General features: G+C 60.6%; 19 protein-coding genes. 17 read left to right on the top strand and 2 right to left on the bottom strand.

The window, feature by feature from the left end; genetic code table 11:
- Positions 1-8: 8 nt before the first annotated feature.
- Entirely contained in the window at positions 9-377 is a 369-nt protein-coding gene (clpS, locus tag BFP90_RS17300) for an ATP-dependent Clp protease adapter ClpS (protein WP_005789091.1), read from the bottom strand.
- Between the two features lie 224 nt (positions 378-601).
- On the opposite strand from clpS, the gene BFP90_RS17295 reads away from it, so the two are divergent.
- A complete protein-coding gene (locus BFP90_RS17295; RefSeq protein ID WP_065885049.1) occupies positions 602-865 on the top strand; it encodes a cold shock domain-containing protein in 264 nt (87 codons plus the stop codon).
- A 72-nt stretch (positions 866-937) separates the two neighbouring features.
- On the opposite strand, the gene icd is transcribed toward BFP90_RS17295, so the two are convergent.
- Positions 938-2,194 (bottom strand): NADP-dependent isocitrate dehydrogenase, encoded by a 1,257-nt coding sequence (icd, locus tag BFP90_RS17290; protein ID WP_065885048.1) that lies wholly within the window; start codon positions 2,192-2,194, stop codon positions 938-940.
- Positions 2,195-2,688: 494 nt separating this feature from the next.
- Between icd and BFP90_RS17285 the strand changes: the two genes are divergently transcribed.
- The 16 genes from BFP90_RS17285 (at position 2,689) to nuoH (ending at position 22,757) form a co-directional block, all read left to right on the top strand.
- Complete coding sequence (locus BFP90_RS17285) at positions 2,689-4,914, top strand: NADP-dependent isocitrate dehydrogenase (protein ID WP_065894942.1); 2,226 nt, start codon at positions 2,689-2,691, stop codon at positions 4,912-4,914.
- Between the two features lie 665 nt (positions 4,915-5,579).
- Positions 5,580-6,026: an NUDIX hydrolase gene (locus tag BFP90_RS17280; RefSeq protein WP_065894941.1), complete on the top strand. Its 447-nt coding sequence runs from the start codon at positions 5,580-5,582 to the stop codon at positions 6,024-6,026.
- Positions 6,027-6,085: 59 nt separating this feature from the next.
- Positions 6,086-7,210, top strand: coding sequence for a tRNA 2-thiouridine(34) synthase MnmA (gene mnmA / locus BFP90_RS17275; RefSeq protein WP_065897554.1), 1,125 nt, complete (start codon positions 6,086-6,088; stop codon positions 7,208-7,210).
- Positions 7,207-7,830, top strand: coding sequence for a high frequency lysogenization protein HflD (gene hflD / locus BFP90_RS17270; protein WP_017137510.1), 624 nt, complete (start codon positions 7,207-7,209; stop codon positions 7,828-7,830). Before mnmA ends, hflD begins: the two co-directional genes overlap by 4 nt.
- Before the next feature lie 124 nt (positions 7,831-7,954).
- The gene (gene purB / locus BFP90_RS17265) at positions 7,955-9,325 is read left to right on the top strand and encodes an adenylosuccinate lyase (protein WP_065894939.1); all 1,371 of its coding nucleotides are present in this window, start codon (positions 7,955-7,957) and stop codon (positions 9,323-9,325) included.
- 84 nt (positions 9,326-9,409) lie between these two features.
- Entirely contained in the window at positions 9,410-10,576 is a 1,167-nt protein-coding gene (locus BFP90_RS17260) for a ribosomal protein uL16 3-hydroxylase (protein ID WP_065884956.1), read from the top strand.
- Entirely contained in the window at positions 10,569-10,991 is a 423-nt protein-coding gene (locus BFP90_RS17255; RefSeq protein WP_065884955.1) for a GNAT family N-acetyltransferase, read from the top strand. Before BFP90_RS17260 ends, BFP90_RS17255 begins: the two co-directional genes overlap by 8 nt.
- Positions 10,992-11,211: 220 nt before the next feature.
- Complete coding sequence (locus BFP90_RS17250; protein WP_065897552.1) at positions 11,212-11,949, top strand: secretin N-terminal domain-containing protein; 738 nt, start codon at positions 11,212-11,214, stop codon at positions 11,947-11,949.
- A gap of 177 nt (positions 11,950-12,126) precedes the next feature.
- Positions 12,127-13,452 (top strand): isocitrate lyase, encoded by a 1,326-nt coding sequence (gene aceA, locus BFP90_RS17245; RefSeq protein ID WP_025858968.1) that lies wholly within the window; start codon positions 12,127-12,129, stop codon positions 13,450-13,452.
- Between the two features lie 639 nt (positions 13,453-14,091).
- The gene (locus BFP90_RS17240) at positions 14,092-14,505 is read left to right on the top strand and encodes an NADH-quinone oxidoreductase subunit A (protein ID WP_003192109.1); all 414 of its coding nucleotides are present in this window, start codon (positions 14,092-14,094) and stop codon (positions 14,503-14,505) included.
- A 10-nt stretch (positions 14,506-14,515) separates the two neighbouring features.
- Complete coding sequence (locus tag BFP90_RS17235) at positions 14,516-15,190, top strand: NuoB/complex I 20 kDa subunit family protein (RefSeq protein ID WP_003174719.1); 675 nt, start codon at positions 14,516-14,518, stop codon at positions 15,188-15,190.
- Between the two features lie 72 nt (positions 15,191-15,262).
- Positions 15,263-17,047 carry an NADH-quinone oxidoreductase subunit C/D gene (gene nuoC / locus BFP90_RS17230; protein WP_065897550.1) on the top strand — a complete coding sequence of 595 codons (1,785 nt, stop codon included), beginning with the start codon at positions 15,263-15,265 and terminating at the stop codon, positions 17,045-17,047.
- Positions 17,048-17,049: 2 nt separating this feature from the next.
- Entirely contained in the window at positions 17,050-17,547 is a 498-nt protein-coding gene (nuoE, locus tag BFP90_RS17225; protein WP_003232080.1) for an NADH-quinone oxidoreductase subunit NuoE, read from the top strand.
- Positions 17,544-18,902 carry an NADH-quinone oxidoreductase subunit NuoF gene (gene nuoF / locus BFP90_RS17220; protein ID WP_057024316.1) on the top strand — a complete coding sequence of 453 codons (1,359 nt, stop codon included), beginning with the start codon at positions 17,544-17,546 and terminating at the stop codon, positions 18,900-18,902. The genes nuoE and nuoF overlap by 4 nt, the downstream gene beginning before the upstream one ends.
- Before the next feature lie 136 nt (positions 18,903-19,038).
- Positions 19,039-21,753 carry an NADH-quinone oxidoreductase subunit NuoG gene (gene nuoG / locus BFP90_RS17215; protein ID WP_065897548.1) on the top strand — a complete coding sequence of 905 codons (2,715 nt, stop codon included), beginning with the start codon at positions 19,039-19,041 and terminating at the stop codon, positions 21,751-21,753.
- The gene (gene nuoH / locus BFP90_RS17210) at positions 21,750-22,757 is read left to right on the top strand and encodes an NADH-quinone oxidoreductase subunit NuoH (RefSeq protein WP_003192116.1); all 1,008 of its coding nucleotides are present in this window, start codon (positions 21,750-21,752) and stop codon (positions 22,755-22,757) included. The genes nuoG and nuoH overlap by 4 nt, the downstream gene beginning before the upstream one ends.
- Positions 22,758-22,763 lie beyond the last annotated feature (6 nt).

Genomic DNA, 22,763 nt, shown 5'->3' with positions numbered 1-22,763 from the left:
GGTCGGCGTTAACCGTCCTTCTCGATTTCACAGAGTAGCGGATGCTGGCTTTCCCTGGCGTACTGGTTGACCTGCATGGCCTTTGTCTCGGCGATGTCGCGGGTAAACACTCCACATACTGCCCGTCCTTCTGTGTGAACGGCCAGCATTACCTTGGTCGCCAACTCGCGGTTCAGGTTAAAAAACACCTCGAGCACTTCGACCACGAAATCCATCGGTGTGTAGTCATCATTGAACAAAACCACCTTGTACATCGGCGGCGCCTGTAAAGCAGGCTTGGCCTCCTGAACAGCAATGCCTGCAGAACCGTCGTCGTCATGTTCCTGATCCGGGCGATCCTGATTGAATGTTAGTCGAATCTGGCTATTTGCATGCATGGAAAGAAAGGTTCGTCAGTGGTTCAAATACAGTGGTGGGGGCGACCTGTCAGATTTTCAACTCCAACCCTTTGGTCGCCTTGACTATCGGCAAATCGGTGTTACAACCAATAGAGCCCACAGTGGGTAAAAAAGGTCCGCGCAGTCAACCTTATTTATTCGGGTTAGGACGGATAGACGGGATGATACTCCAGTGATGGAGTCTGGTGCAGAGGGATAAGGGAATGGCTAGTGGTAAGGTCAATTGGTTCAACAACGCCAAAGGGTTTGGGTTTCTTCGAGTGGAAGGCTACGAAGAAGACATTTTCGTGCATTACTCACAAATAGAAATGGAAGGGTATAAAACGCTGAAAGCGGGCCAGCTTGTGCAGTTCGAAAAAATTGTTGAAGGCCGAAAAGGAAAACAAGCCGAAAGAGTTTCTCCTGCCACGACCCCAGCGACCGACGAGCCTTTGGCAATGACCGCACAGAAAGAAGAAACAGCCTGATCCTGCATCCTGCGTCGGGCGAAAAGACCGGCCACTCCAATCATCGGATGGCCGGCTTTTCATACAGCGGCTTTACATATGCGAAATCAACGCATCACCAAAGCCCGACGACGACACCAATGTCGCCCCCTCCATCAGCCGCTCGAAGTCATACGTCACGGTCTTGGCCGAAATAGCGCCATTGGTGCCTTTTATAATCAGATCCGCCGCTTCGACCCAGCCCATATGTCGCAGCATCATTTCCGCCGACAGAATCAATGAGCCCGGGTTGACCTGATCCTTGCCCGCGTACTTCGGTGCAGTACCGTGGGTGGCCTCGAACATGGCCACGGTGTCTGACAGGTTGGCGCCCGGCGCGATACCGATGCCGCCCACTTCCGCCGCGAGTGCGTCGGACAAGTAGTCGCCGTTGAGGTTGAGCGTGGCGATCACATCATATTCAGCCGGACGCAGCAGGATCTGCTGGAGCATCGCATCGGCGATCGCATCCTTGACCACTACATTCTTGCCGGTCCTGGGGTTCTTGAACTGCATCCACGGCCCGCCATCGAGCAGGGTCGCGCCGAACTCCTCGGCCGCCACTTCGTAGGCCCATTCCTTGAAGGCACCTTCGGTGAACTTCATGATGTTGCCTTTGTGCACGATGGTCAGCGAGTCGCGGTCGTTATCCACCACATATTGCAGGGCCTTGCGTGCCAGGCGCTTGGTGCCCTCTTTCGACACCGGCTTGACGCCAATCCCGCAATCCTGGTCGAAACGGATCTTGGTAACCCCCATCTCCTCCTTGAGGAACTTGATCACCTTGATCGCCTCGGGCGAACCGGCCTTCCACTCGATGCCGGCGTAAATATCCTCGGAGTTCTCACGGAAGATGGTCATGTCGACATCCCCGGGCTTCTTGACCGGGCTGGGCACGCCTTCAAACCAGCGCACCGGGCGCAGGCACACATACAGGTCGAGTTGCTGGCGCAAAGCCACGTTCAGCGAACGAATGCCGCCGCCGACCGGGGTGGTCAGCGGGCCCTTGATGGACACCACGTAATCCTTGACCGCGTCCAGGGTTTCCTGGGGCAGCCAGGTGTCCTGGTCGTAGACTTGAGTGGCCTTCTCGCCGGCATATACCTCCATCCACGAGATCTTGCGCTTGCCGCCGTAGGCCTTTTCAACAGCAGCGTCGACCACCTTGATCATCACCGGGCTGATGTCGACGCCGATACCGTCTCCTTCGATATACGGGATGATCGGTTGGTCAGGAACATTGAGAGAATGGTCTGCATTGACGGTGATTTTGTCGCCGACTGCCGGAACCTGAATCTTCTTGTATCCCATGCTGAACTCCATCTATGGATTGAACATCTGGCTGCGTTCGAGCCTACTCCAGATAAATGGCGACTGAAACCTCACGCCATGCTCATTTGCGTCGAAAACAGCATAACTTGTCGCCTACAAGCCTGAAAGCAAAGGGAAAACCGCCAATCTTGAGCACAACGTGCGACGTTGCCCGCACCCGGCCCGCCTGCGACCTTTAGACCAATGGACGACCCACCTTTTGTATGAAGGCTCAGCGTAAGCATAGCGACCTATGTATAATGCCGCCGCTGACCAAAGAGTCACGACGGTTGACCGCTCTAGACAGTAGCCTTCAGCCAGAAAGCAGGACTATTACAATAGTCCAAACGCTTGACGCTCGACTGATGCAACCCAACATCACCGCGAAGAACACTCGACATTTCGCTCATGGATGACTTTGAACGAACGCGCTCCACCCGGCGCATCTCGAGTTTCTGCGCACGCTTTCAGCAAAGAAGAGAGTTAATCCGAATATGCCCACCCGCTCGAAGATCATCTACACCTTCACCGACGAAGCCCCAGCCCTCGCCACCTATTCACTGCTGCCTATCGTAGAGGCCTTCACCGCTTCCGCTGATATTGCCGTGGAAACCCGCGACATTTCCCTCGCCGCGCGCATCCTCGCAAGCTTCCCCGAGCAACTGGGCGCCAAGGCCATCCCGGACCACCTCGCCGAACTGGGCGACCTGGCCGTTACGCCTGAAGCCAACATCATCAAGCTGCCTAACATCAGCGCCTCGACCCCGCAGCTGCAAGCCGCGATCAAGGAACTGCAGGCCCAGGGCTACGCCCTGCCGGACTACCCGGAAACCGTAACCACCGACGCGGAAAAAGAAACCCGTGCACGTTACGACAAGGTCAAGGGCAGCGCCGTGAACCCGGTACTGCGCGAAGGCAACTCCGACCGCCGCGCACCGCTGTCGGTCAAGAACTACGCACGCAAGCACCCGCACAAAATGGGCGCCTGGGCTGCCGACTCCAAGTCGCACATCGCCCACATGAGCAATGGCGACTTCTACGGCAGCGAAAAAGCCGTACAGATCGAAGCCGCTGACGCTGTCAAAATCGAGCTGATCGCTCAAGACGGCACCGCCACTGTCCTGAAGGAAAAGACCTCGGTACAGGCCGGCGAGATCATCGACACCGCCGTGCTGAGCAAAAAAGCCCTGCGCGCATTCATCGCCGCCGAGATCGAAGACGCCAAGAAGCAAGGCGTGCTGCTGTCGGTTCACTTGAAAGCCACCATGATGAAGGTCTCCGACCCGATCATGTTCGGCCAGATCGTTGCCGAGTTCTATAAGGACGCCCTGGCCAAGCACGCCACCGTGCTTGAGCAGATCGGCTTCAACCTGAACAACGGCATCGGCGACCTGTACGCCCGTATCAAGGCGCTGCCGGCTGACCAGCAAGCACAGATCGAAGCGGACATCCAGGCGGTCTACGCCGCTCGCCCATCGCTGGCGATGGTCAACTCCGACAAAGGCATCACCAACCTGCACGTGCCGAGCGACGTCATCGTCGACGCCTCGATGCCTGCCATGATCCGTGACTCCGGCAAAATGTGGGGCACCGACGGCCAGTTGCACGACACCAAGGCCGTGATCCCGGATCGCTGCTACGCCACCATCTACCAGGCCGTCATCGAAGACTGCAAGGCCAATGGCGCCTTCGACCCAACCACCATGGGCAGCGTGCCGAACGTTGGCCTGATGGCCAAGAAAGCCGAAGAGTACGGCTCCCACGACAAGACCTTCCAGATCAAGGCTGACGGCGTCGTCCGCGTCACCGACAGCCAGGGCAAGCTGCTGATGGAACAGTCGGTCGAAGCCGGCGACATCTTCCGCATGTGCCAGACCAAAGACGCGCCGATCCAGGACTGGGTCAAACTGGCCGTCAACCGCGCCCGCGCCAGCAACACCCCGGCCATCTTCTGGCTGGACCCACAGCGCGCGCACGATGGCGTCGTGGTCGAGAAAGTTCAGGCTTACCTGAAAGACCACAACACTGAAGGCTTGGACATCCGCATCATGTCGCCGGTCGACGCGATGAAGTTCACCCTGGAGCGCACCCGCAAGGGCCTGGACACCATCTCGGTGACCGGTAACGTACTGCGCGACTACCTGACCGACCTGTTCCCGATCATGGAACTGGGCACCAGCGCCAAGATGCTTTCGATCGTGCCGCTGATGAACGGCGGTGGCCTGTTCGAAACCGGCGCCGGCGGCTCGGCGCCGAAACACGTGCAGCAGTTGGTGGAAGAAAACTTCCTGCGCTGGGATTCCCTGGGCGAGTTCCTGGCCCTGGCCGCCTCCCTCGAGCATCTGGGCGTGACCTACAACAACCCCAAGGCCCTGGTACTGTCCAAGACCCTGGACCAGGCCACCGGCCAGTTCCTCGACAACAACAAGTCGCCATCGCGCAAAGTCGGCAACATCGACAACCGCGGCAGCCACTTCTACCTGGCGCTGTACTGGGCCCAGGCCCTGGCCGCCCAGACCGAAGACACTGCCCTGCAAGCGCAGTTCGGCGAACTGGCCCAGACCCTGGCCGCGAACGAAGCAACCATCGTTGCCGAGCTCAACGCCGTACAGGGCAAGCCAGTGGACATCGGCGGCTACTACGCGCCGAACCCCGAGCTGACCAGCAAGGCCATGCGTCCAAGCAACACCCTCAATGCGGCGATTGCCAAGTTGAAGTAAGGTTGTAACGATGCAAAGAAACCCCGGCCGAGTGCCGGGGTTTCTGTTTCCACTGTTCACCTGAAGAAACCGGGTCAAATGCGGCAGTGGGCCTACCCTAATACCAGTCAGTCAGGGCTTTTTTTAGGAGCGAGCTTGCTCGCGAAAAACTCACAGGCACCGCGCTCATTCAGAAAGCACGCGTTATCGTTGACGTTTTTCGCGAGCAAGCTCGCTCCTACAGACGGCGGTGTACACTTAACAACGCTGCCGCGCTCAAACGTAACCACGATGCGAAGCGAGCCGCTCTTGATCTGGCATTTGATCTTGATCTCAGGAGCCCCGTTAAACCACGCTGGCCGAACGCAGGCGAGGTGCCGAGTGGTGGGGCAAGAGCGTTTTGCTTACTTTTGCGCTTTTCAAAAGTGAGCCGCTGTAAAAGCGGAACCATTAGCAGCCTTTAGCGCAGAAACGGATATGTACCCGGTCCAATCCAACATCCCGACCAGCCCAGAGGCCGCCATCGGGGGCAAGTCGAATCGTCGCACCGCCCCTCCCACATTTGGACCGGGATCGACACAACATCCTGGTCGACCCAGAGGCCATCATCAGGAGCAAGCTCCCACATTGCCTGCACAATCCTGACCCAAGAACGCACCGCCCCTCCCTGAATCTAGAGGCACCCCATGACCTGGCTCCCCCACATCACCGTCGCCACCCTCGTCGAAGACAACGGCCGCTTCCTGATGGTCGAAGAACTCAAGGGCGGCCGTGCCGTACTCAATCAGCCCGCCGGCCACCTGGACCCGAACGAAACCCTGACCGAAGCCGCCGTGCGTGAAACCCTCGAAGAAACCGGCTGGGACGTCGAAGCCACCGGCATCGTCGGCATCTACCTCTACACCGCCCCGAGCAACGGCGTGACCTATCAACGGGTCTGTTTCATCGCCAAGGCCCTGAAACACCACCCGGACTATCAACTCGACGAAGGCATCCTGCGCGCGCGCTGGCTGACCCGGGACGAGCTGATGGGCCTGCGCGACGACTGGCGCAGCGAGCTGATCATCCGCTGTATCGATGATTATCTGGCCGGCCAGCGTCACAGCCTGGAATTGATCCGTCCTTCTCTTTAGCCTTGCGGGCCCAGGCCTGCTAGAATCGCGTCCTTTTTCAAGACACCCGTTGAAACCCTATGCGTGATCCAGCCCCTTCTGACACACAAAAGAAGCGCGTCATCGTCGGCATGTCCGGCGGCGTGGATTCTTCCGTTTCCGCCGTTCTGCTCATGGAGCAGGGTTATGAGGTGGAAGGCCTGTTCATGAAGAACTGGGAAGAAGACGATGGAACGGAATATTGCACCGCCATGGACGACCTGGCGGACGCCCAGGCCGTGTGCGACAAGATCGGTATCAAGCTGCACACCGCCAACTTCGCCGCCGAGTACTGGGACAACGTGTTCGAGCACTTCCTGGCCGAATACAAGGCCGGCCGTACGCCGAACCCGGACATCCTGTGCAACCGCGAGATCAAGTTCAAGGCGTTCCTCGACTACGCCATGATGCTGGGCGCCGACCTGATCGCCACTGGCCACTACGTACGCCGCCGCGACATCGATGGCCGTACCGAACTGCTCAAGGGCCTGGACCCGAACAAGGACCAGAGCTACTTCCTGCACGCCGTCGGCGGTGAACAGATCGCCAAGACCATGTTCCCGGTCGGTGAGCTGGAAAAGCCCGAAGTGCGCAGGATCGCCGAAAAACACGGCCTGGCCACCGCCAAGAAGAAGGACTCCACCGGCATCTGCTTTATCGGCGAGCGCCGCTTCAGTGATTTCCTCAAGCAATACCTGCCTGCACAACCGGGCGAAATCAAAACCACCGACGGTGAAGTGATCGGCCGTCACCACGGCCTGATGTACCACACCATCGGCCAGCGCCAGGGCCTGGGCATTGGCGGTTTGAAAGACGCCGGTGAAGAGCCGTGGTACGTGCTGGTCAAGGACCTGGAAAACAACGTGCTGATCGTCGGCCAGGGCAACGAACACCCGCTGCTGTTCTCAGGCGCCCTGCTTGCTTCGGACATCTATTGGGTCAACCCGATTGACCTGAGCGCCCCGCGCCGGCTAACCGCCAAAGTACGCTATCGCCAGAGCGACCAGCCGTGCACCCTGGAAAAAACCGCCACGGGTTACCGCGCCACCTTCGATGACCCGCAACGCGCGGTCACTCCAGGCCAATCCGTGGTGTTCTATGACGGCGAAATCTGCCTGGGCGGCGGCGTCATCGAAGTCGCGCAAGCCTGGAGCAACCCGGCATGAGCCCGACCCAGGAGCAATTGACGGCCCTTGGCGGTGTATTTCTCGCTGCGGTACTGGTGGACAAGATCGCCAAGACCGGCCAGGTCACCGAGGCAGGCCTGACCTGCATGCTCGGCAGCCTGTTGATCCGCGACCCCAAGGACACCCTGGAAGTCTACGGCGGCGACGACCTGGCCTTGCGTGAAGGTTACCGGGCCCTGATCGGCGCCCTGGAACGCGACCCCAGCACCCTGCAGCGCGAACCCTTGCGCTACGCCCTGTCGATGCTGGGCCTCGAGCGCCAGTTGGCCAAGCGTGACGATCTGCTCGAAACCATCGGCAAACGCCTGCCGCAGATCCAATCCCAGGTTGAACATTTTGGGCCGGCCCACGAAAACGTGATTGCAGCCTGTGGCGCGCTGTACCAGGACACCTTGAGCACCTTGCGCCAGCGCATCCAGGTGCACGGCGACATGCGCAACCTGCAGCAACCGAACAACGCCTCGAAAATCCGCGCCCTGCTCCTGGCGGGGATTCGTTCGGCACGTTTGTGGCGCCAGTTGGGCGGTCATCGTTGGCAGTTGGTGATCAGCCGACGCAAATTGCTCAAAGAGCTTTACCCGTTGATGCGCAACGAATAAGTCGCACCAGCAAACCTTTTCACGCTGTTACGCGTAATACGCCGGTCAGTTGGCGACGGACCGGCGAATTTTTTCATGTATGATACGCGCCCCATTTCGTTGCCCGACTGTCCGAGAACACCCCATGCAGCTTTCTTCGCTCACTGCGGTTTCCCCTGTTGACGGCCGCTACGCCGGCAAAACCCAGGCCCTGCGCCCTATTTTCAGCGAATACGGTTTGATCCGTGCTCGCGTCCTGGTTGAAGTGCGCTGGCTCCAGCGGCTGGCCGCTCACCCCGCCATCAGCGAAGTGCCGGCGTTTTCCGCCGAGGCCAACGCTGCCTTGAATACCCTGGCGGAAAACTTCTCCCTGGAGCACGCCGAGCGTGTGAAAGAGATCGAGCGCACCACCAACCACGACGTCAAGGCCATCGAGTACCTGCTCAAAGAGCAAGCGGCCAAGCTGCCGGAACTGGCCCAGGTCAGCGAGTTCATCCACTTTGCCTGCACCAGCGAGGACATCAACAACCTGTCCCACGCCCTGATGCTGCGCGAAGGCCGTGATGACGTAATGCTGCCGCTGATGCGCCAGACCGCCGAAGCGATCCGCGAACTGGCGATCCGCTTCGCCGCCGTGCCGATGCTCTCGCGCACCCACGGCCAGCCGGCATCGCCGACCACCTTGGGCAAGGAACTGGCCAACGTGGTGTACCGCCTGGAGCGCCAGATCGCGCAAGTCGCCGCCGTGCCGCTGCTGGGCAAGATCAACGGCGCCGTGGGCAACTACAACGCACACCTGTCGGCCTACCCCGAGATCGACTGGGAAGCCAACGCCCGCGCCTTCATCGAAGACGAGCTGGGCCTGGGCTTCAACCCCTACACCACGCAGATCGAACCCCACGACTACATCGCCGAGCTGTTCGACGCGATCGCACGCTTCAACACTATCCTGATCGACTTCGATCGCGATATCTGGGGCTACATCTCCCTGGGCTACTTCAAGCAGCGCACCATTGCCGGTGAAATCGGTTCGTCGACCATGCCGCACAAGGTCAACCCGATCGACTTCGAAAACTCCGAAGGCAACTTGGGTATCGCCAACGCGCTGTTCCAGCACCTGGCCAGCAAGTTGCCGATCTCGCGCTGGCAGCGCGACCTGACCGACTCCACCGTACTGCGCAATCTCGGCGTGGGCTTTGCCCACAGCGTGATCGCGTATGAAGCCAGCCTCAAGGGCATCAGCAAGCTGGAGCTCAACGAGCAGAAAATCGCCGCTGACCTGGATGCCTGCTGGGAAGTCCTGGCGGAGCCGATCCAGACCGTGATGCGCCGCTACAACATCGAAAACCCTTACGAGAAGCTCAAAGAGTTGACGCGCGGCAAGGGCATCACCTCCGATGCGCTGCAAACTTTCATCGACGGCCTGGACATGCCAGCTGCCGCCAAGGCCGAGCTGAAACTGCTCACCCCGGCCAACTACATCGGTAACGCTGTAGAGCAAGCCAAGCGCATCTGATCATCGCCCGACCCTTTGAGACGCCCGGCCGCGCCGGGCGTTTTTATTCCTGTCTTAAAAGTGCTTTTTTTCAATAGGTTACACATGAATCCTGATATCCCTCTTCAACTACTGGGCGGCATCACGGCACGGGAATTCCTGCGCGACTACTGGCAGAAGAAACCGCTGCTGATCCGCCAGGCCATCCCCGACTTCGAAAGCCCGATCGACGCCGACGAACTGGCCGGCCTGGCCCTGGAAGAAGAAGTCGAGTCGCGCCTGGTGATCGAACACGGCGAACGTCCGTGGGAGCTGCGTCGCGGCCCGTTCGCCGAAGACGCCTTCAGCACCCTGCCCGAGCGTGAATGGACCCTGCTGGTACAGGCGGTGGATCAGTTCGTGCCGGAAGTCGCCGAGCTGCTCGAGCACTTTCGCTTCCTGCCCAGCTGGCGCATCGATGATGTGATGATCAGCTTCGCCGCGCCGGGTGGCAGTGTCGGCCCGCACTTCGATAACTACGATGTGTTCCTGCTGCAAGCCCAGGGCAAGCGCAACTGGAAAATCGGCCAGATGTGCAATTCTGAAAGCCCACTGCTGCAGCACGCCGACCTGCGCATCCTCGCCGAATTCGAAGAAAGCGCCGAATGGGTCCTCGAACCGGGCGACATGCTCTACCTGCCGCCGCGCCTGGCGCATTTCGGCATTGCCGAAGACGACTGCATGACCTACTCGGTAGGCTTCCGTGCGCCGAGCGCCGCCGAGGTGCTGACCCACTTCACCGACTTCCTCAGCCAATACCTGACCGACGAAGAGCGCTACACCGATGCCGACGCCCAGCCGGTCAGCGACCCGCATCAGATTCAGAGCGATGCGCTGGATCGCCTCAAGAGCCTGCTGGCCGAGCACATGAGCGACGAGCGCATGCTGCTGACCTGGTTCGGCCAGTTCATGACCGAACCGCGCTACCCGGAGCTGGTGGCAGGCGAAGAGCTGGGCGAGGACGACTTCATCAGCAGCCTGCAAGACGGCGCGATCCTGGTGCGCAACCCGAGTGCGCGCCTGGCCTGGTCGGAAGTGGACGACGACGTGTTGCTGTTCGCCAGCGGCCAGAGCCGTTACCTGCCGGGCAAACTGCGCGAACTGTTGAAACTGGTGTGCTCGGCAGACGCCCTGCACAGCGAGAACCTCGGCGCCTGGCTGGCCGACGAAGACGGCCGCGACCTGCTGTGCGAACTGGTCAAGCAAGGCAGCCTGGGGTTTGCGGATGAATAGGATTCACGTAAGTGTCGCGGACTGGCGAAAGGATATCGACGAGATTCGGCGCATTCGTGAAGCGGTATTCATCGCTGAACAATCGGTTCCACCCGAGCTGGAATGGGACGCGGATGACGCCGGTGCGATGCACTTCCTGGCGTTCGAAGGTGATTTCCCGATTGGCACCGCGCGGCTGCTGCCCAGCGGCGAGATCGGCCGCGTGTCGGTACTCAAGGACTGGCGCGGGCTGAAGGTCGGCGACAAGTTGATGGAAGCGGTGATCGGCGTGGCCGAGAAGCGCGGCCAGAGCCGGCAATTCCTCAGTGCACAGGTGTATGCCGCGCCGTTCTACGAGCGGCTGGGCTTCAAGATTGTCAGTGATGAGTTTCTTGAAGTCGGGATTCCGCATGTGGATATGGTGCGCGGGGACTGATCCGGGACCGCGTCGCGGCTATCGGGGGCAAGCCCCCTCCCACACTTGAAGATGTACTCGGTCAAAATGTGGGAGGGGGCTTGCCCCCGATAGCTATTTCAGCAACACCACAAAATGCCCTGCCTTGCCAGGGCATTTTGCCGTCTACGATTCAACTTGCGACCCGCCGGGCCGACAAACTGGCACTATCCAAGCCAAATGAATTGCAGAGATAACGGACATGTCCCTACGCACCCTGCTCACCGCCCTCCTCCTGGCTGCCAGCGCATCGGCCATGGCCGACACCGAAGTGGTCAACCTGAGCAACCGCACCAGCGCCGACCTGCTGCCCGTGGCGCAGAACTTTATCGGCAAGGACGGCACCGTGAGTGCCTATGGCAATCAGCTCATCGTCAACGCGGCGCCGACAAAGATCGAAGGCCTGCGCACCCTGCTCGCTCAACTCGACACCCCGGCCAAGCGCCTGCTGATCACCGTCGACACCAATGAAAACAACCAGCAGACCAACGGCGACAGCCAGACCCGTATCATCAGCTACGGCACCACCAGCCGCGACGGCGGCATCCAGCAGATCCAGGCCAGCGAAGGCGTGCCGGCGCTGATCCAGGTCGGCCAGAGCGTACCGCTGACCACCACCCAGCAGGACAGCTACGGGCGCCTGCAGAACCAGACCCAGTATCGCAACGTCACCCAGGGTTTCTACGTGACCGCCAGCGTCACCGGCGAGACCGTTCACCTGGCCATCAGTACCAACCGTGACCGCATGAGCCAGGAACGTCCCGATGTAGTGAACGTACAAAGTACCGACACAACTGTCAGCGGCCGCCTGGGCGAATGGATTTCCCTGGCCGGCGTCAACCGTGAGACCCAGGCCGATAAATCCTCTACAACCCGCAGCTACGCTACTCAGGGCCGCGATGACGTGACGGTGCGGGTCAAGGTCGACACGCTGAACTGAAGCACCAAAAACTGACTGGCGAGTCGTATTAGACTAAATATGTAGTGCCTGAAAAAAAGCACTACAAAACATTTGACGCCCCCAAAAAGGCTGTGCATGATGGCCTCGCTCCCGCTAATCAAGGGCCCTGGGAAGGGCCTTCGAACCCTACAAGACGCGACGACGAGGTTTAACTACATGGCACTGACACGCGAACAGCAAATTGCAGCCCTTGAAAAAGACTGGGCTGAAAACCCACGCTGGAAAGGCGTGACCCGCGCTTATTCCGCTGCTGACGTCGTCCGCCTGCGTGGCTCGGTCCAACCTGAGCACACCTTTGCAAAACTCGGCGCCGAGAAGCTGTGGAACCTGGTCACCCAGGGGGCCAAGCCGTCCTTCCGTCCCGACAAAGATTTCGTCAACTGCATGGGCGCCCTCACTGGCGGCCAGGCAGTGCAGCAGGTAAAAGCCGGTATCCAGGCGATCTACCTGTCCGGCTGGCAAGTGGCCGCGGACAACAACTCCGCTGAATCCATGTACCCCGACCAATCGCTGTACCCGGTGGACTCCGTGCCGACCGTGGTCAAGCGCATCAACAACTCGTTCCGTCGTGCCGACCAGATCCAGTGGAAAGCCGGTAAAGGTCCGGGCGACGAAGGCTACATCGACTACTTCGCGCCTATCGTGGCCGACGCCGAAGCCGGTTTCGGCGGCGTACTCAACGCCTACGAGCTGATGAAGAGCATGATCGAGGCGGGCGCCGCCGGCGTGCACTTCGAAGACCAGCTGGCCTCGGTGAAAAAATGCGGCCACATGGGCGGCAAAGTGCTGGTTCCGACCCAGGAAGCCGTACAGAAATTGACCGCCGCCCGTTTGGCCGCTGACGTTGCCGGTACGCCAACCATCATCCTGGCGCGCACCGATGCCAACGCCGCTGACCTGCTGACTTCGGACTGCGACCCGTACGACCAGCCATTCGTCACCGGCGAACGCACCCAGGAAGGTTTCTATAAAGTGCGCGCCGGTCTCGACCAGGCAATCGCCCGTGGCCTGGCCTACGCGCCGTACGCCGACCTGATCTGGTGCGAAACCGCCAAGCCGGACCTGGACGAAGCGCGTCGCTTCGCCGAAGCGATCAAGAAGGAATACCCGGACCAACTGCTGTCCTACAACTGCTCGCCTTCCTTCAACTGGAAGAAGAACCTGGACGACGCGACCATCGCCAAGTTCCAGCGTGAACTGTCCGCCATGGGCTACAAGCACCAGTTCATCACCCTGGCCGGCATTCACAACATGTGGCACAGCATGTTCAACCTGGCGCACGACTACGCCCGCAACGACATGACCGCCTACGTGAAGCTGCAGGAGCAGGAATTCGCTGACGCCGCCAAAGGCTACACCTTCGTGGCGCACCAGCAGGAAGTGGGCACCGGCTACTTCGACGACATGACCACCGTGATCCAGGGCGGCACCTCGTCCGTGACCGCGCTGACCGGTTCGACCGAGGAAGAGCAGTTCCACTGAGTGACTGAGTACACGGCCACTGTGGCCCCAGGGAAGACCTAACCGCAGTGCCGCACAGCCATCACGCCCCGACTGGTTCGGGGCGTTTTTTTGCGCGTAAAAAATGCCGCTGGAACAACGCAGATCAAAATGTGGGAGGGGGCTTGCCCCCGATAGCGGTGGGCCAGCAACCGATGTGCTGACTGACACCCGGCAATCGGGGGCAAGCCCCCTCCCACAATGGATTTTGCAAAAAACATTGATCCAGAGCGGTGTCCGCCCGGATCAAATCAGTTAAAAGATGCGCACCCATAACTAAGCGACACTCAACCAAGTAACGGCAACTTACCCTGCTACACGAGAAACATTCGCTTAAACCCCACGCAAACAATATTCATTATCATTTGGAATGAGAAAACTTCGTTACCACTTAAACAAAACACATTTGATAAAAAGCCCGCTAATGCCCGCCCTGCAAGGGCTACAGCCCCATAAAGGTGCACTATGTGCTTATTCCGCCGAATAATTTCGCCACAGGAATTTTACTTGCCCGGTGTTTAGCCATAAAATCACCGCGATTGATTGCAGTGCGACATATCGTCACTGCATCGTGACTTTTTCGAGCTCAGAGACCTTTGCTCTCTGTTAAGGATTTCCAGCATGACCGACGCGACAGGACTCATGGCCCACAACTGGGGCTTTGCCATTTTCCTCCTCGGTGTTGTGGGGCTTTGCGCCTTCATGCTCGGCGTCTCCAGCCTCCTCGGGTCAAAAGCCTGGGGTCGCAGCAAAAACGAACCGTTCGAGTCGGGCATGCTACCTACAGGTGGCGCCCGCTTGCGGCTCTCAGCCAAATTCTATCTGGTCGCGATGCTCTTCGTGATCTTCGATATCGAAGCCCTCTTTCTCTTTGCCTGGTCTGTGTCCGTCCGCGAAAGCGGCTGGACCGGATTCGTCGAAGCTCTCGTTTTCATAGCAATTCTGTTGGCAGGTCTTGTCTACCTGTTCCGAGTGGGCGCCCTTGACTGGGCTCCGGAAGCTCGTCGCAAGCGGCAAGCGAAGCTGAAACAATGAGGCTTTGGCGATGCAATACAATCTCACCAGGATCGACCCGGATGCTCCTAACGAGCAGTACCCCATCGGCGAACGGGAAACCGTTTCCGACCCGTTAGAAGACCAAGTCCACAAAAACATCTACATGGGCAAGCTGGAAGACGTGCTGAGTGGCGCGGTCAACTGGGGGCGTAAGAACTCCCTGTGGCCGTACAACTTCGGCCTTTCGTGCTGCTACGTGGAAATGACCACCGCCTTCACGGCGCCCCACGACATCGCGCGCTTTGGCGCCGAGGTTATCCGGGCATCGCCGCGCCAGGCGGATTTCATGGTTATCGCCGGTACCTGCTTTATCAAGATGGCGCCGATCATCCAGCGTCTCTATGAGCAAATGCTCGAACCGAAATGGGTGATCTCCATGGGTTCGTGCGCCAACTCCGGTGGCATGTACGACATCTACTCCGTCGTTCAAGGGGTGGACAAGTTCCTGCCCGTGGACGTCTACGTGCCTGGCTGCCCGCCCCGTCCCGAAGCATTCCTGCAAGGCTTGATGCTGTTGCAGGAATCGATTGGCAAGGAGCGTCGCCCGCTGTCCTGGGTCGTCGGCGATCAAGGCGTGTACCGCGCCGAGATGCCGTCCCAAAAGGAACAGCGCCGCGAACAGCGAATCGCAGTCACCAACCTGCGCAGCCCCGACGAAGTCTGATCCAGCCCGCTTCTTTTTATAGAACGAAAACCTGGCTTCATTCTTTACGTTGACCGAAAGCGATAAAAAACCATGACTACAGGCAGTGCTCTGTATATCCCGCCTTACAAGGCAGACGACCAGGATGTGGTTGTCGAACTCAATAACCGTTTTGGCCCTGACGCCTTCACCGCCCAGGCCACACGCACCGGTATGCCGGTGCTGTGGGTGGCGCGTGCCAGGCTCGTCGAAGTCCTGAACTTCCTGCGCAACCTGCCCAAGCCGTACGTCATGCTCTATGACCTGCATGGCGTGGACGAGCGTCTGCGCACCAAGCGCCAGGGTTTGCCGAGCGGCGCCGATTTCACCGTGTTCTACCACTTGATGTCGCTGGAACGTAACAGTGACGTGATGATCAAGGTCGCGCTGAGCGAGAGCGACCTGAGCGTCCCGACCGTGACCGGTATCTGGCCGAACGCCAGCTGGTACGAGCGTGAAGTGTGGGACATGTTCGGTATCGATTTCCCGGGCCACCCGCACCTGACGCGCATCATGATGCCGCCGACCTGGGAAGGTCACCCTCTGCGCAAGGACTACCCTGCCCGCGCCACCGAGTTCGACCCGTTCAGCCTGACCCTCGCCAAGCAGCAGCTTGAAGAAGAGGCCGCGCGCTTCCGTCCGGAAGACTGGGGCATGAAGCGTTCCGGCACCAACGAGGACTACATGTTCCTCAACCTGGGCCCGAACCACCCTTCGGCCCACGGCGCCTTCCGGATCATCCTGCAACTGGACGGCGAGGAAATCGTCGACTGCGTCCCGGACATCGGCTACCACCACCGTGGCGCCGAAAAGATGGCCGAGCGTCAATCCTGGCACAGCTTCATCCCCTACACCGACCGTATCGACTACCTCGGCGGCGTGATGAACAACCTGCCGTACGTGCTCTCGGTCGAGAAGCTGGCCGGTATCAAAGTGCCGGACCGCGTCGACACCATCCGCATCATGATGGCCGAGTTCTTCCGCATCACCAGCCACCTGCTGTTCCTGGGTACCTACATCCAGGACGTCGGCGCCATGACCCCGGTGTTCTTTACCTTCACCGACCGCCAGCGCGCCTACAAGGTCATCGAAGCCGTCACCGGTTTCCGCCTGCACCCGGCCTGGTACCGCATCGGCGGTGTGGCCCACGACCTGCCGAACGGCTGGGAGCGCCTGGTCAAGGAATTCATCGACTGGATGCCCAAGCGTCTGGACGAGTACCAGAAGGCCGCCCTGGATAACAGCATCCTCAAGGGCCGTACCATCGGCGTCGCGCAATACAACACCAAAGAGGCCCTGGAATGGGGCGTCACCGGTGCCGGCCTGCGTTCCACCGGTTGCGACTTCGACCTGCGCAAGGCGCGCCCGTACTCCGGCTACCAGAACTTCGAGTTCGAAGTGCCGCTGGCGGCCAATGGCGATGCCTACGACCGTTGCATCGTGCGCGTCGAAGAAATGCGCCAGAGCCTGAAGATCATCGAGCAATGCATGCGCAACATGCCGGCAGGCCCGTACAAGGCGGATCACCCGCTGACCACGCCGCCGCCCAAAGAGCGCACGCTGCAGCACATCGAAACCCTGATCACGCACTTCCTGCAAGTCTCGTGGGGCCCGGTGATGCCGGCCAACGAGTCCTTCCAGATGATTGAAGCGACCAAGGGCATCAACAGTTATTACCTGACGAGCGATGGCGGCACCATGAGCTACCGCACCCGGATTCGTACCCCAAGCTTCCCGCACTTGCAGCAGATCCCTTCGGTGATCAAAGGCGAGATGGTCGCGGACTTGATTGCGTACCTGGGTAGTATCGATTTCGTTATGGCCGACGTGGACCGCTAAGCATGAACAGCACGCTTATCCAGACAGACCGTTTCACCCTGAGTGAAACCGAGCGCTCGGCCATCGAGCACGAGCTGCATCACTACGAAGACCCGCGCGCGGCGTCGATCGAAGCCTTGAAGATCGTCCAGAAGGAACGTGGCTGGGTGCCGGACGGCGCACTCTACGCCATCGGCGAGATCCTCGGCATTCCCGCCAGCGACGTTGAAGGCGTGGCCACGTTCTACAGCCAGATCTTCCGCCAGCCGGTGGGCCGCCACATCATTCGCGTGTGCGACAGCATGGTTTGCTACATCGGTGGCCACGAGTCCGTGGTCAGCGAGATCCAGGCCAAACTGGGCATCGGCCTCGGCCAGACCACCGCCGACGGCCGCTTCACGCTGCTGCCGGTGTGCTGCCTGGGCAACTGCGACAAGGCGCCGGCGTTGATGATCGACGACGACACATTCGGTGACGTACAGCCTGCTGGCGTGACCCAATTGCTCGAGGGCTACCCATGACCCTGACTTCCTTCGGCCCGGCCAACCTGATCAAGCGTTCGGCCGAGACCCACCCGCTGACCTGGCGCCTGCGTGATGACGGTGAGCCGGTATGGCTTGACGAATACCAGGCCAAGAACGGCTACGCCGCCGCGCGCAAGGCCTTCGCCGACATGGCCCAGGACGATATCGTCCAGACAGTGAAAGACGCCGGCCTTAAAGGCCGCGGCGGTGCAGGCTTCCCCACGGGTGTTAAGTGGGGCCTGATGCCCAAGGACGAATCCATCAACATCCGCTACCTGTTGTGCAACGCGGATGAAATGGAGCCCAACACCTGGAAAGACCGCATGCTGATGGAGCAACTGCCCCATCTGCTGATCGAAGGCATGCTGATCAGCGCCCGCGCGCTGAAAACCTATCGGGGTTATATCTTCCTGCGCGGCGAGTACACCACCGCCGCCAAGCACCTCAACCGTGCCGTGGCCGAAGCCAAGGCGGCGGGCCTGCTGGGCAAGAACATCCTGGGCTCGGGTTTCGACTTTGAGCTGTTCGTGCACACCGGCGCCGGGCGTTATATCTGCGGTGAAGAAACCGCACTGATCAACTCCCTCGAAGGCCGCCGCGCCAACCCGCGTTCCAAGCCGCCCTTCCCTGCCGCCGTGGGCGTGTGGGGCAAGCCGACCTGCGTGAACAACGTCGAGACCCTGTGCAACGTGCCGGCGATCATCGCCGACGGCGTGGACTGGTACAAATCGTTGGCCCGTGAAGGCAGTGAAGACATGGGCACCAAGCTCATGGGCTTCTCCGGCAAGGTCAAGAACCCGGGCCTGTGGGAACTGCCATTCGGCGTGACCGCGCGCGAGCTGTTCGAGGACTACGCCGGCGGCATGCGCGACGGCTACACCTTGAAAGCCTGGCAGCCAGGCGGCGCCGGCACCGGTTTCCTGCTGCCCGAGCACCTCGACGCACAGATGTATGCCGGCGGCATCGGCAAGGTGGGCACCCGGATGGGCACCGGCCTGGCGATGGCGGTGGACAACACGGTGAACATGGTCTCGCTGCTGCGCAACATGGAGCAGTTCTTTGCCCGTGAATCCTGCGGCTTCTGCACCCCTTGCCGCGACGGTCTGCCGTGGAGCGTCAAGCTGCTGATGGCCCTGGAAAACGGCGAAGGCCGCGAGGGTGATATCGAAACCCTGCTCGGGCTGGTCGGTTTCCTCGGCCCAGGCAAGACCTTCTGTGCTCACGCACCGGGCGCAGTGGAGCCATTGGGCAGCGCAATCAAATACTTCCGCCCTGAATTCGAGGCCGGCATCGCGCCAACCCGCGCGGGTGAACTCACTCAGGTGGTATCACCGACCATGGTCGGTGCGTAGAGCTTAAAGAAGCGAAGGGTCCGTTCCCTTCGCTTTTCTCATGTGCGGACGCCTTGATGGCTGTGTTGATGCACATGAATAACAAGATTCCATTAGCCACGCCCGCTGACAACGGGCCAACGAAGAACTTTGAACCATGGCCACTATCCACGTAGACGGCAAAGCGCTCGAAGTCGATGGGGCGGACAACCTGTTACAGGCATGTCTGTCACTCGGCCTCGACATCCCGTATTTCTGCTGGCACCCCGCGCTTGGTAGCGTCGGTGCCTGTCGCCAGTGTGCGGTCAAGCAATACACCGACGAGAACGACACCCGTGGTCGTATCGTCATGTCCTGCATGACCCCAGCCACCGACAACACCTGGATCTCCATCGACGATGAAGAATCCAAGGCGTTCCGCGCCAGCGTGGTCGAATGGCTGATGACCAACCACCCCCACGACTGCCCGGTCTGTGAGGAAGGCGGTCATTGCCACCTGCAAGACATGACGGTGATGACCGGCCACAACGAGCGCCGTTATCGCTTCACCAAGCGCACCCACCAGAACCAGGACCTCGGCCCGTTCATTTCCCACGAAATGAACCGCTGCATCGCCTGCTATCGCTGCGTGCGCTTCTATAAAGACTACGCCGGCGGCACTGACCTCGGCGTATTCGGCGCCCACGACAACGTGTACTTCGGTCGCGTTGAAGACGGCGTGCTTGAAAGCGAGTTCTCCGGCAACCTCACCGAGGTCTGCCCGACCGGTGTGTTCACCGACAAGACTCACTCCGAGCGCTACAACCGCAAGTGGGACATGCAGTTCGCCCCGAGCATCTGCCATGGCTGCTCCAGCGGTTGCAACATCTCCCCGGGCGAGCGCTACGGCGAACTGCGTCGTATCGAAAACCGCTTCAACGGTTCGGTCAACCAGTACTTTCTGTGCGACCGTGGCCGTTTCGGCTATGGCTACGTCAACCGCGAAGATCGCCCACGCCAGCCGCTGCTGGCCGATGGCGCCAAGCTGAGCCTGGACGCGGCGCTGGATAAAGCCGCCGACCTGTTGCGCGGGCGTAATATTGTCGGTATCGGTTCGCCCCGCGCCAGCCTCGAAAGCAACTTCGCGTTGCGCGAGCTGGTCGGCGCCGAGCACTTCTACAGCGGTATCGAAGCCGGTGAACTGGAGCGCATCCGCCTGGTCCTGCAAGTGCTGAACGACAGCCCGCTCCCCGTTCCGAACATGCGCGACATCGAAGACCACGACGCCATTTTCGTGCTCGGTGAAGACCTGACCCAGACCGCTGCGCGTATCGCGTTGTCGCTGCGCCAGTCGGTCAAAGGCAAGGCCGAGGAAATGGCCGACGCCATGCGCGTACAGCCGTGGCTTGACGCGGCGGTGAAAAACATCGGCCAGCACGCACTCAATCCTCTGTTTATCGCATCCCTGGCTGAAACCAAGCTCGACGATATCGCCGAAGAATGCGTCCACGCAGCACCGGACGACCTGGCCCGCCTCGGTTTCGCCGTGGCCCATGCCCTCGACGCCAGCGCGCCGGCCGTTGAAGGCCTGGACGCTGAAGCTGTCGAGTTGGCTCAGCGTATTGCCGACGCCCTGCTGGCAGCCAAGCGCCCCTTGATCATTGCCGGTACCTCGTTGGGTTCCAAGGCGCTGATCGAAGCCGCCGCCAACATCGCCAAGGCCCTGAAACTGCGCGACAAGAACGGCTCCATCAGCCTGGTCGTGCCGGAAGCCAACAGCCTCGGCCTGGCCATGCTCGGCGGCGAGTCCGTGGATGCCGCGCTGCAAGCGGTGATCGACGGCAATGCCGACGCCATCGTCGTGCTGGAAAACGACCTGTATACCCGCACCGCTGCGGCCAAGGTTGACGCTGCACTCAACGCCGCCCAGGTGCTGATCGTTGCCGACCACCAGAAGACCGCCACCAGCGAGCGTGCCCACCTGGTATTGCCGGCGGCGACCTTCGCCGAAGGCGACGGCACCCTGGTCAGCCAGGAAGGCCGCGCCCAGCGTTTCTTCCAGGTGTTCGATCCGAAGTACATGGACGCCAGCATCCTGGTTCATGAAGGTTGGCGCTGGCTGCATGCCCTGCGCGCGACCCTGCTGAACCAGCCGATCGACTGGACCCAGCTCGACCACGTCACCGCCGCGACCGCTGCAAGCACACCGCAACTTGCGCGGATTGTCGATGCCGCACCGTCCGCTTCGTTCCGCATCAAGGGCCTGAAACTGGCGCGTGAACCGCTGCGCTACTCCGGGCGCACCGCCATGCGTGCTGACATCAGCGTGCATGAACCCCGTACGCCGCAAGACATCGACACCGCGTTCGCCTTCTCCATGGAAGGTTACTCGGGCTCGGCCGAACCGCGTCAGCAGGTGCCATTTGCCTGGTCGCCGGGCTGGAACTCGCCGCAGGCCTGGAACAAGTTCCAGGACGAAGTCGGTGGTCACATCCGCGCGGGCGACCCGGGCACCCGCCTGATCGAAAGCAGCGGCGATTCGCTGAACTGGTTCGCGGCGGTACCGCGTCCGTTCAACCCGGCGCCGGGCACTTGGCAGGTCGTGCCGTTCTTCCACCTGTTCGGCAGCGAAGAGACCTCTTCCAAGGCCGCGCCGGTTCAAGAACGCATCCCCGCAGCCTACGTGTCGCTGGCCAAGTCCGAAGCCGACCGCCTGGGCGTCAACGACGGTGCCCTGCTCAGCCTGAGCGTGGCCGGCCAGACCCTGCGTCTGCCGCTGCGCATCAACGACGAGCTGGGCGCCGGCCTGGTTGCACTGCCAAAAGGCCTCGCCGGGATTCCTCCAGCGATCTTTGGCCACACCGTTGACGGTCTGCAGGAGGCAGCGCAATGACTTGGTTCACTCCTGAAGTGATCGACGTGATCATCTCGGTGGTCAAGGCCATCGTGATCCTGTTGGCCGTGGTCGTCGCGGGCGCCCTGCTCAGCTTCGTCGAACGTCGCCTGCTGGGCTGGTGGCAGGACCGTTACGGTCCGAACCGCGTCGGCCCGTTCGGCATGTTCCAGATCGCCGCCGACATGCTGAAAATGTTCTTCAAGGAAGACTGGACTCCGCCGTTCGCCGACAAGGTGATCTTCACCCTGGCGCCGGTCGTGGCCATGAGCGCCTTGCTGATCGCCTTCGCGATCATCCCGATCACCCCGACCTGGGGCGTGGCGGACCTGAACATTGGCCTGCTGTTCTTCTTCGCGATGGCCGGTTTGTCGGTGTATGCGGTGCTGTTCGCCGGCTGGGCAAGTAACAACAAGTTCGCCCTGCTCGGCAGCCTGCGTGCCTCGGCGCAAACCGTCTCCTATGAAGTGTTCATGGGGTTGGCACTGATGGGCATCGTGGTGCAGGTTGGCTCGTTCAACATGCGCGACATCGTCGAGTACCAGGCGCAGAACCTGTGGTTCATCATTCCGCAGTTCTTTGGCTTCTGTACCTTCTTCATCGCGGGCGTGGCCGTGACTCACCGTCACCCCTTCGACCAGCCGGAAGCGGAACAGGAACTGGCCGACGGTTACCACATTGAATATGCCGGCATGAAATGGGGCATGTTCTTCGTCGGTGAGTACATCGGCATCATCTTGATCTCGGCCCTGCTGGTCACGCTGTTCTTCGGCGGCTGGCACGGCCCGTTCGGCATCCTGCCGCAGTTGGCCTTCTTCTGGTTCTTCCTGAAGACCGCGTTCTTCATCATGCTGTTCATCCTGCTGCGCGCCTCGATTCCGCGCCCGCGCTATGACCAGGTGATGGATTTCAGCTGGAGATTCTGCCTGCCGCTGACCCTGATCAATTTGCTGGTGACGGCTGCCGTCGTGTTGTTGAACACGCCGGCTGCCGCGGTTCAGTGAGGATTT

Origin of the sequence: Pseudomonas sp. 24 E 13, assembly GCF_900004715.1 — a bacterium.
Classification (GTDB): domain Bacteria; phylum Pseudomonadota; class Gammaproteobacteria; order Pseudomonadales; family Pseudomonadaceae; genus Aquipseudomonas; species Aquipseudomonas orientalis_A.
Note: the sequence above shows the minus strand (reverse complement) of the source record. Positions and strands in the feature narration are given on the sequence as shown.

Excerpts from the sequence above, each read along its gene's own strand:
- clpS (WP_005789091.1), bottom strand. The coding sequence starts at position 377 with ATGCATGCAAATAGCCAGATTCGACTAACATTCAATCAGGATCGCCCG.
- BFP90_RS17295 (WP_065885049.1), top strand. The coding sequence starts at position 602 with ATGGCTAGTGGTAAGGTCAATTGGTTCAACAACGCCAAAGGGTTTGGG.
- icd (WP_065885048.1), bottom strand. The coding sequence starts at position 2,194 with ATGGGATACAAGAAGATTCAGGTTCCGGCAGTCGGCGACAAAATCACC.
- BFP90_RS17285 (WP_065894942.1), top strand. The coding sequence starts at position 2,689 with ATGCCCACCCGCTCGAAGATCATCTACACCTTCACCGACGAAGCCCCA.
- BFP90_RS17280 (WP_065894941.1), top strand. The coding sequence starts at position 5,580 with ATGACCTGGCTCCCCCACATCACCGTCGCCACCCTCGTCGAAGACAAC.
- mnmA (WP_065897554.1), top strand. The coding sequence starts at position 6,086 with ATGCGTGATCCAGCCCCTTCTGACACACAAAAGAAGCGCGTCATCGTC.
- hflD (WP_017137510.1), top strand. The coding sequence starts at position 7,207 with ATGAGCCCGACCCAGGAGCAATTGACGGCCCTTGGCGGTGTATTTCTC.
- purB (WP_065894939.1), top strand. The coding sequence starts at position 7,955 with ATGCAGCTTTCTTCGCTCACTGCGGTTTCCCCTGTTGACGGCCGCTAC.
- BFP90_RS17260 (WP_065884956.1), top strand. The coding sequence starts at position 9,410 with ATGAATCCTGATATCCCTCTTCAACTACTGGGCGGCATCACGGCACGG.
- BFP90_RS17255 (WP_065884955.1), top strand. The coding sequence starts at position 10,569 with ATGAATAGGATTCACGTAAGTGTCGCGGACTGGCGAAAGGATATCGAC.
- BFP90_RS17250 (WP_065897552.1), top strand. The coding sequence starts at position 11,212 with ATGTCCCTACGCACCCTGCTCACCGCCCTCCTCCTGGCTGCCAGCGCA.
- aceA (WP_025858968.1), top strand. The coding sequence starts at position 12,127 with ATGGCACTGACACGCGAACAGCAAATTGCAGCCCTTGAAAAAGACTGG.
- BFP90_RS17240 (WP_003192109.1), top strand. The coding sequence starts at position 14,092 with ATGACCGACGCGACAGGACTCATGGCCCACAACTGGGGCTTTGCCATT.
- BFP90_RS17235 (WP_003174719.1), top strand. The coding sequence starts at position 14,516 with ATGCAATACAATCTCACCAGGATCGACCCGGATGCTCCTAACGAGCAG.
- nuoC (WP_065897550.1), top strand. The coding sequence starts at position 15,263 with ATGACTACAGGCAGTGCTCTGTATATCCCGCCTTACAAGGCAGACGAC.
- nuoE (WP_003232080.1), top strand. The coding sequence starts at position 17,050 with ATGAACAGCACGCTTATCCAGACAGACCGTTTCACCCTGAGTGAAACC.
- nuoF (WP_057024316.1), top strand. The coding sequence starts at position 17,544 with ATGACCCTGACTTCCTTCGGCCCGGCCAACCTGATCAAGCGTTCGGCC.
- nuoG (WP_065897548.1), top strand. The coding sequence starts at position 19,039 with ATGGCCACTATCCACGTAGACGGCAAAGCGCTCGAAGTCGATGGGGCG.
- nuoH (WP_003192116.1), top strand. The coding sequence starts at position 21,750 with ATGACTTGGTTCACTCCTGAAGTGATCGACGTGATCATCTCGGTGGTC.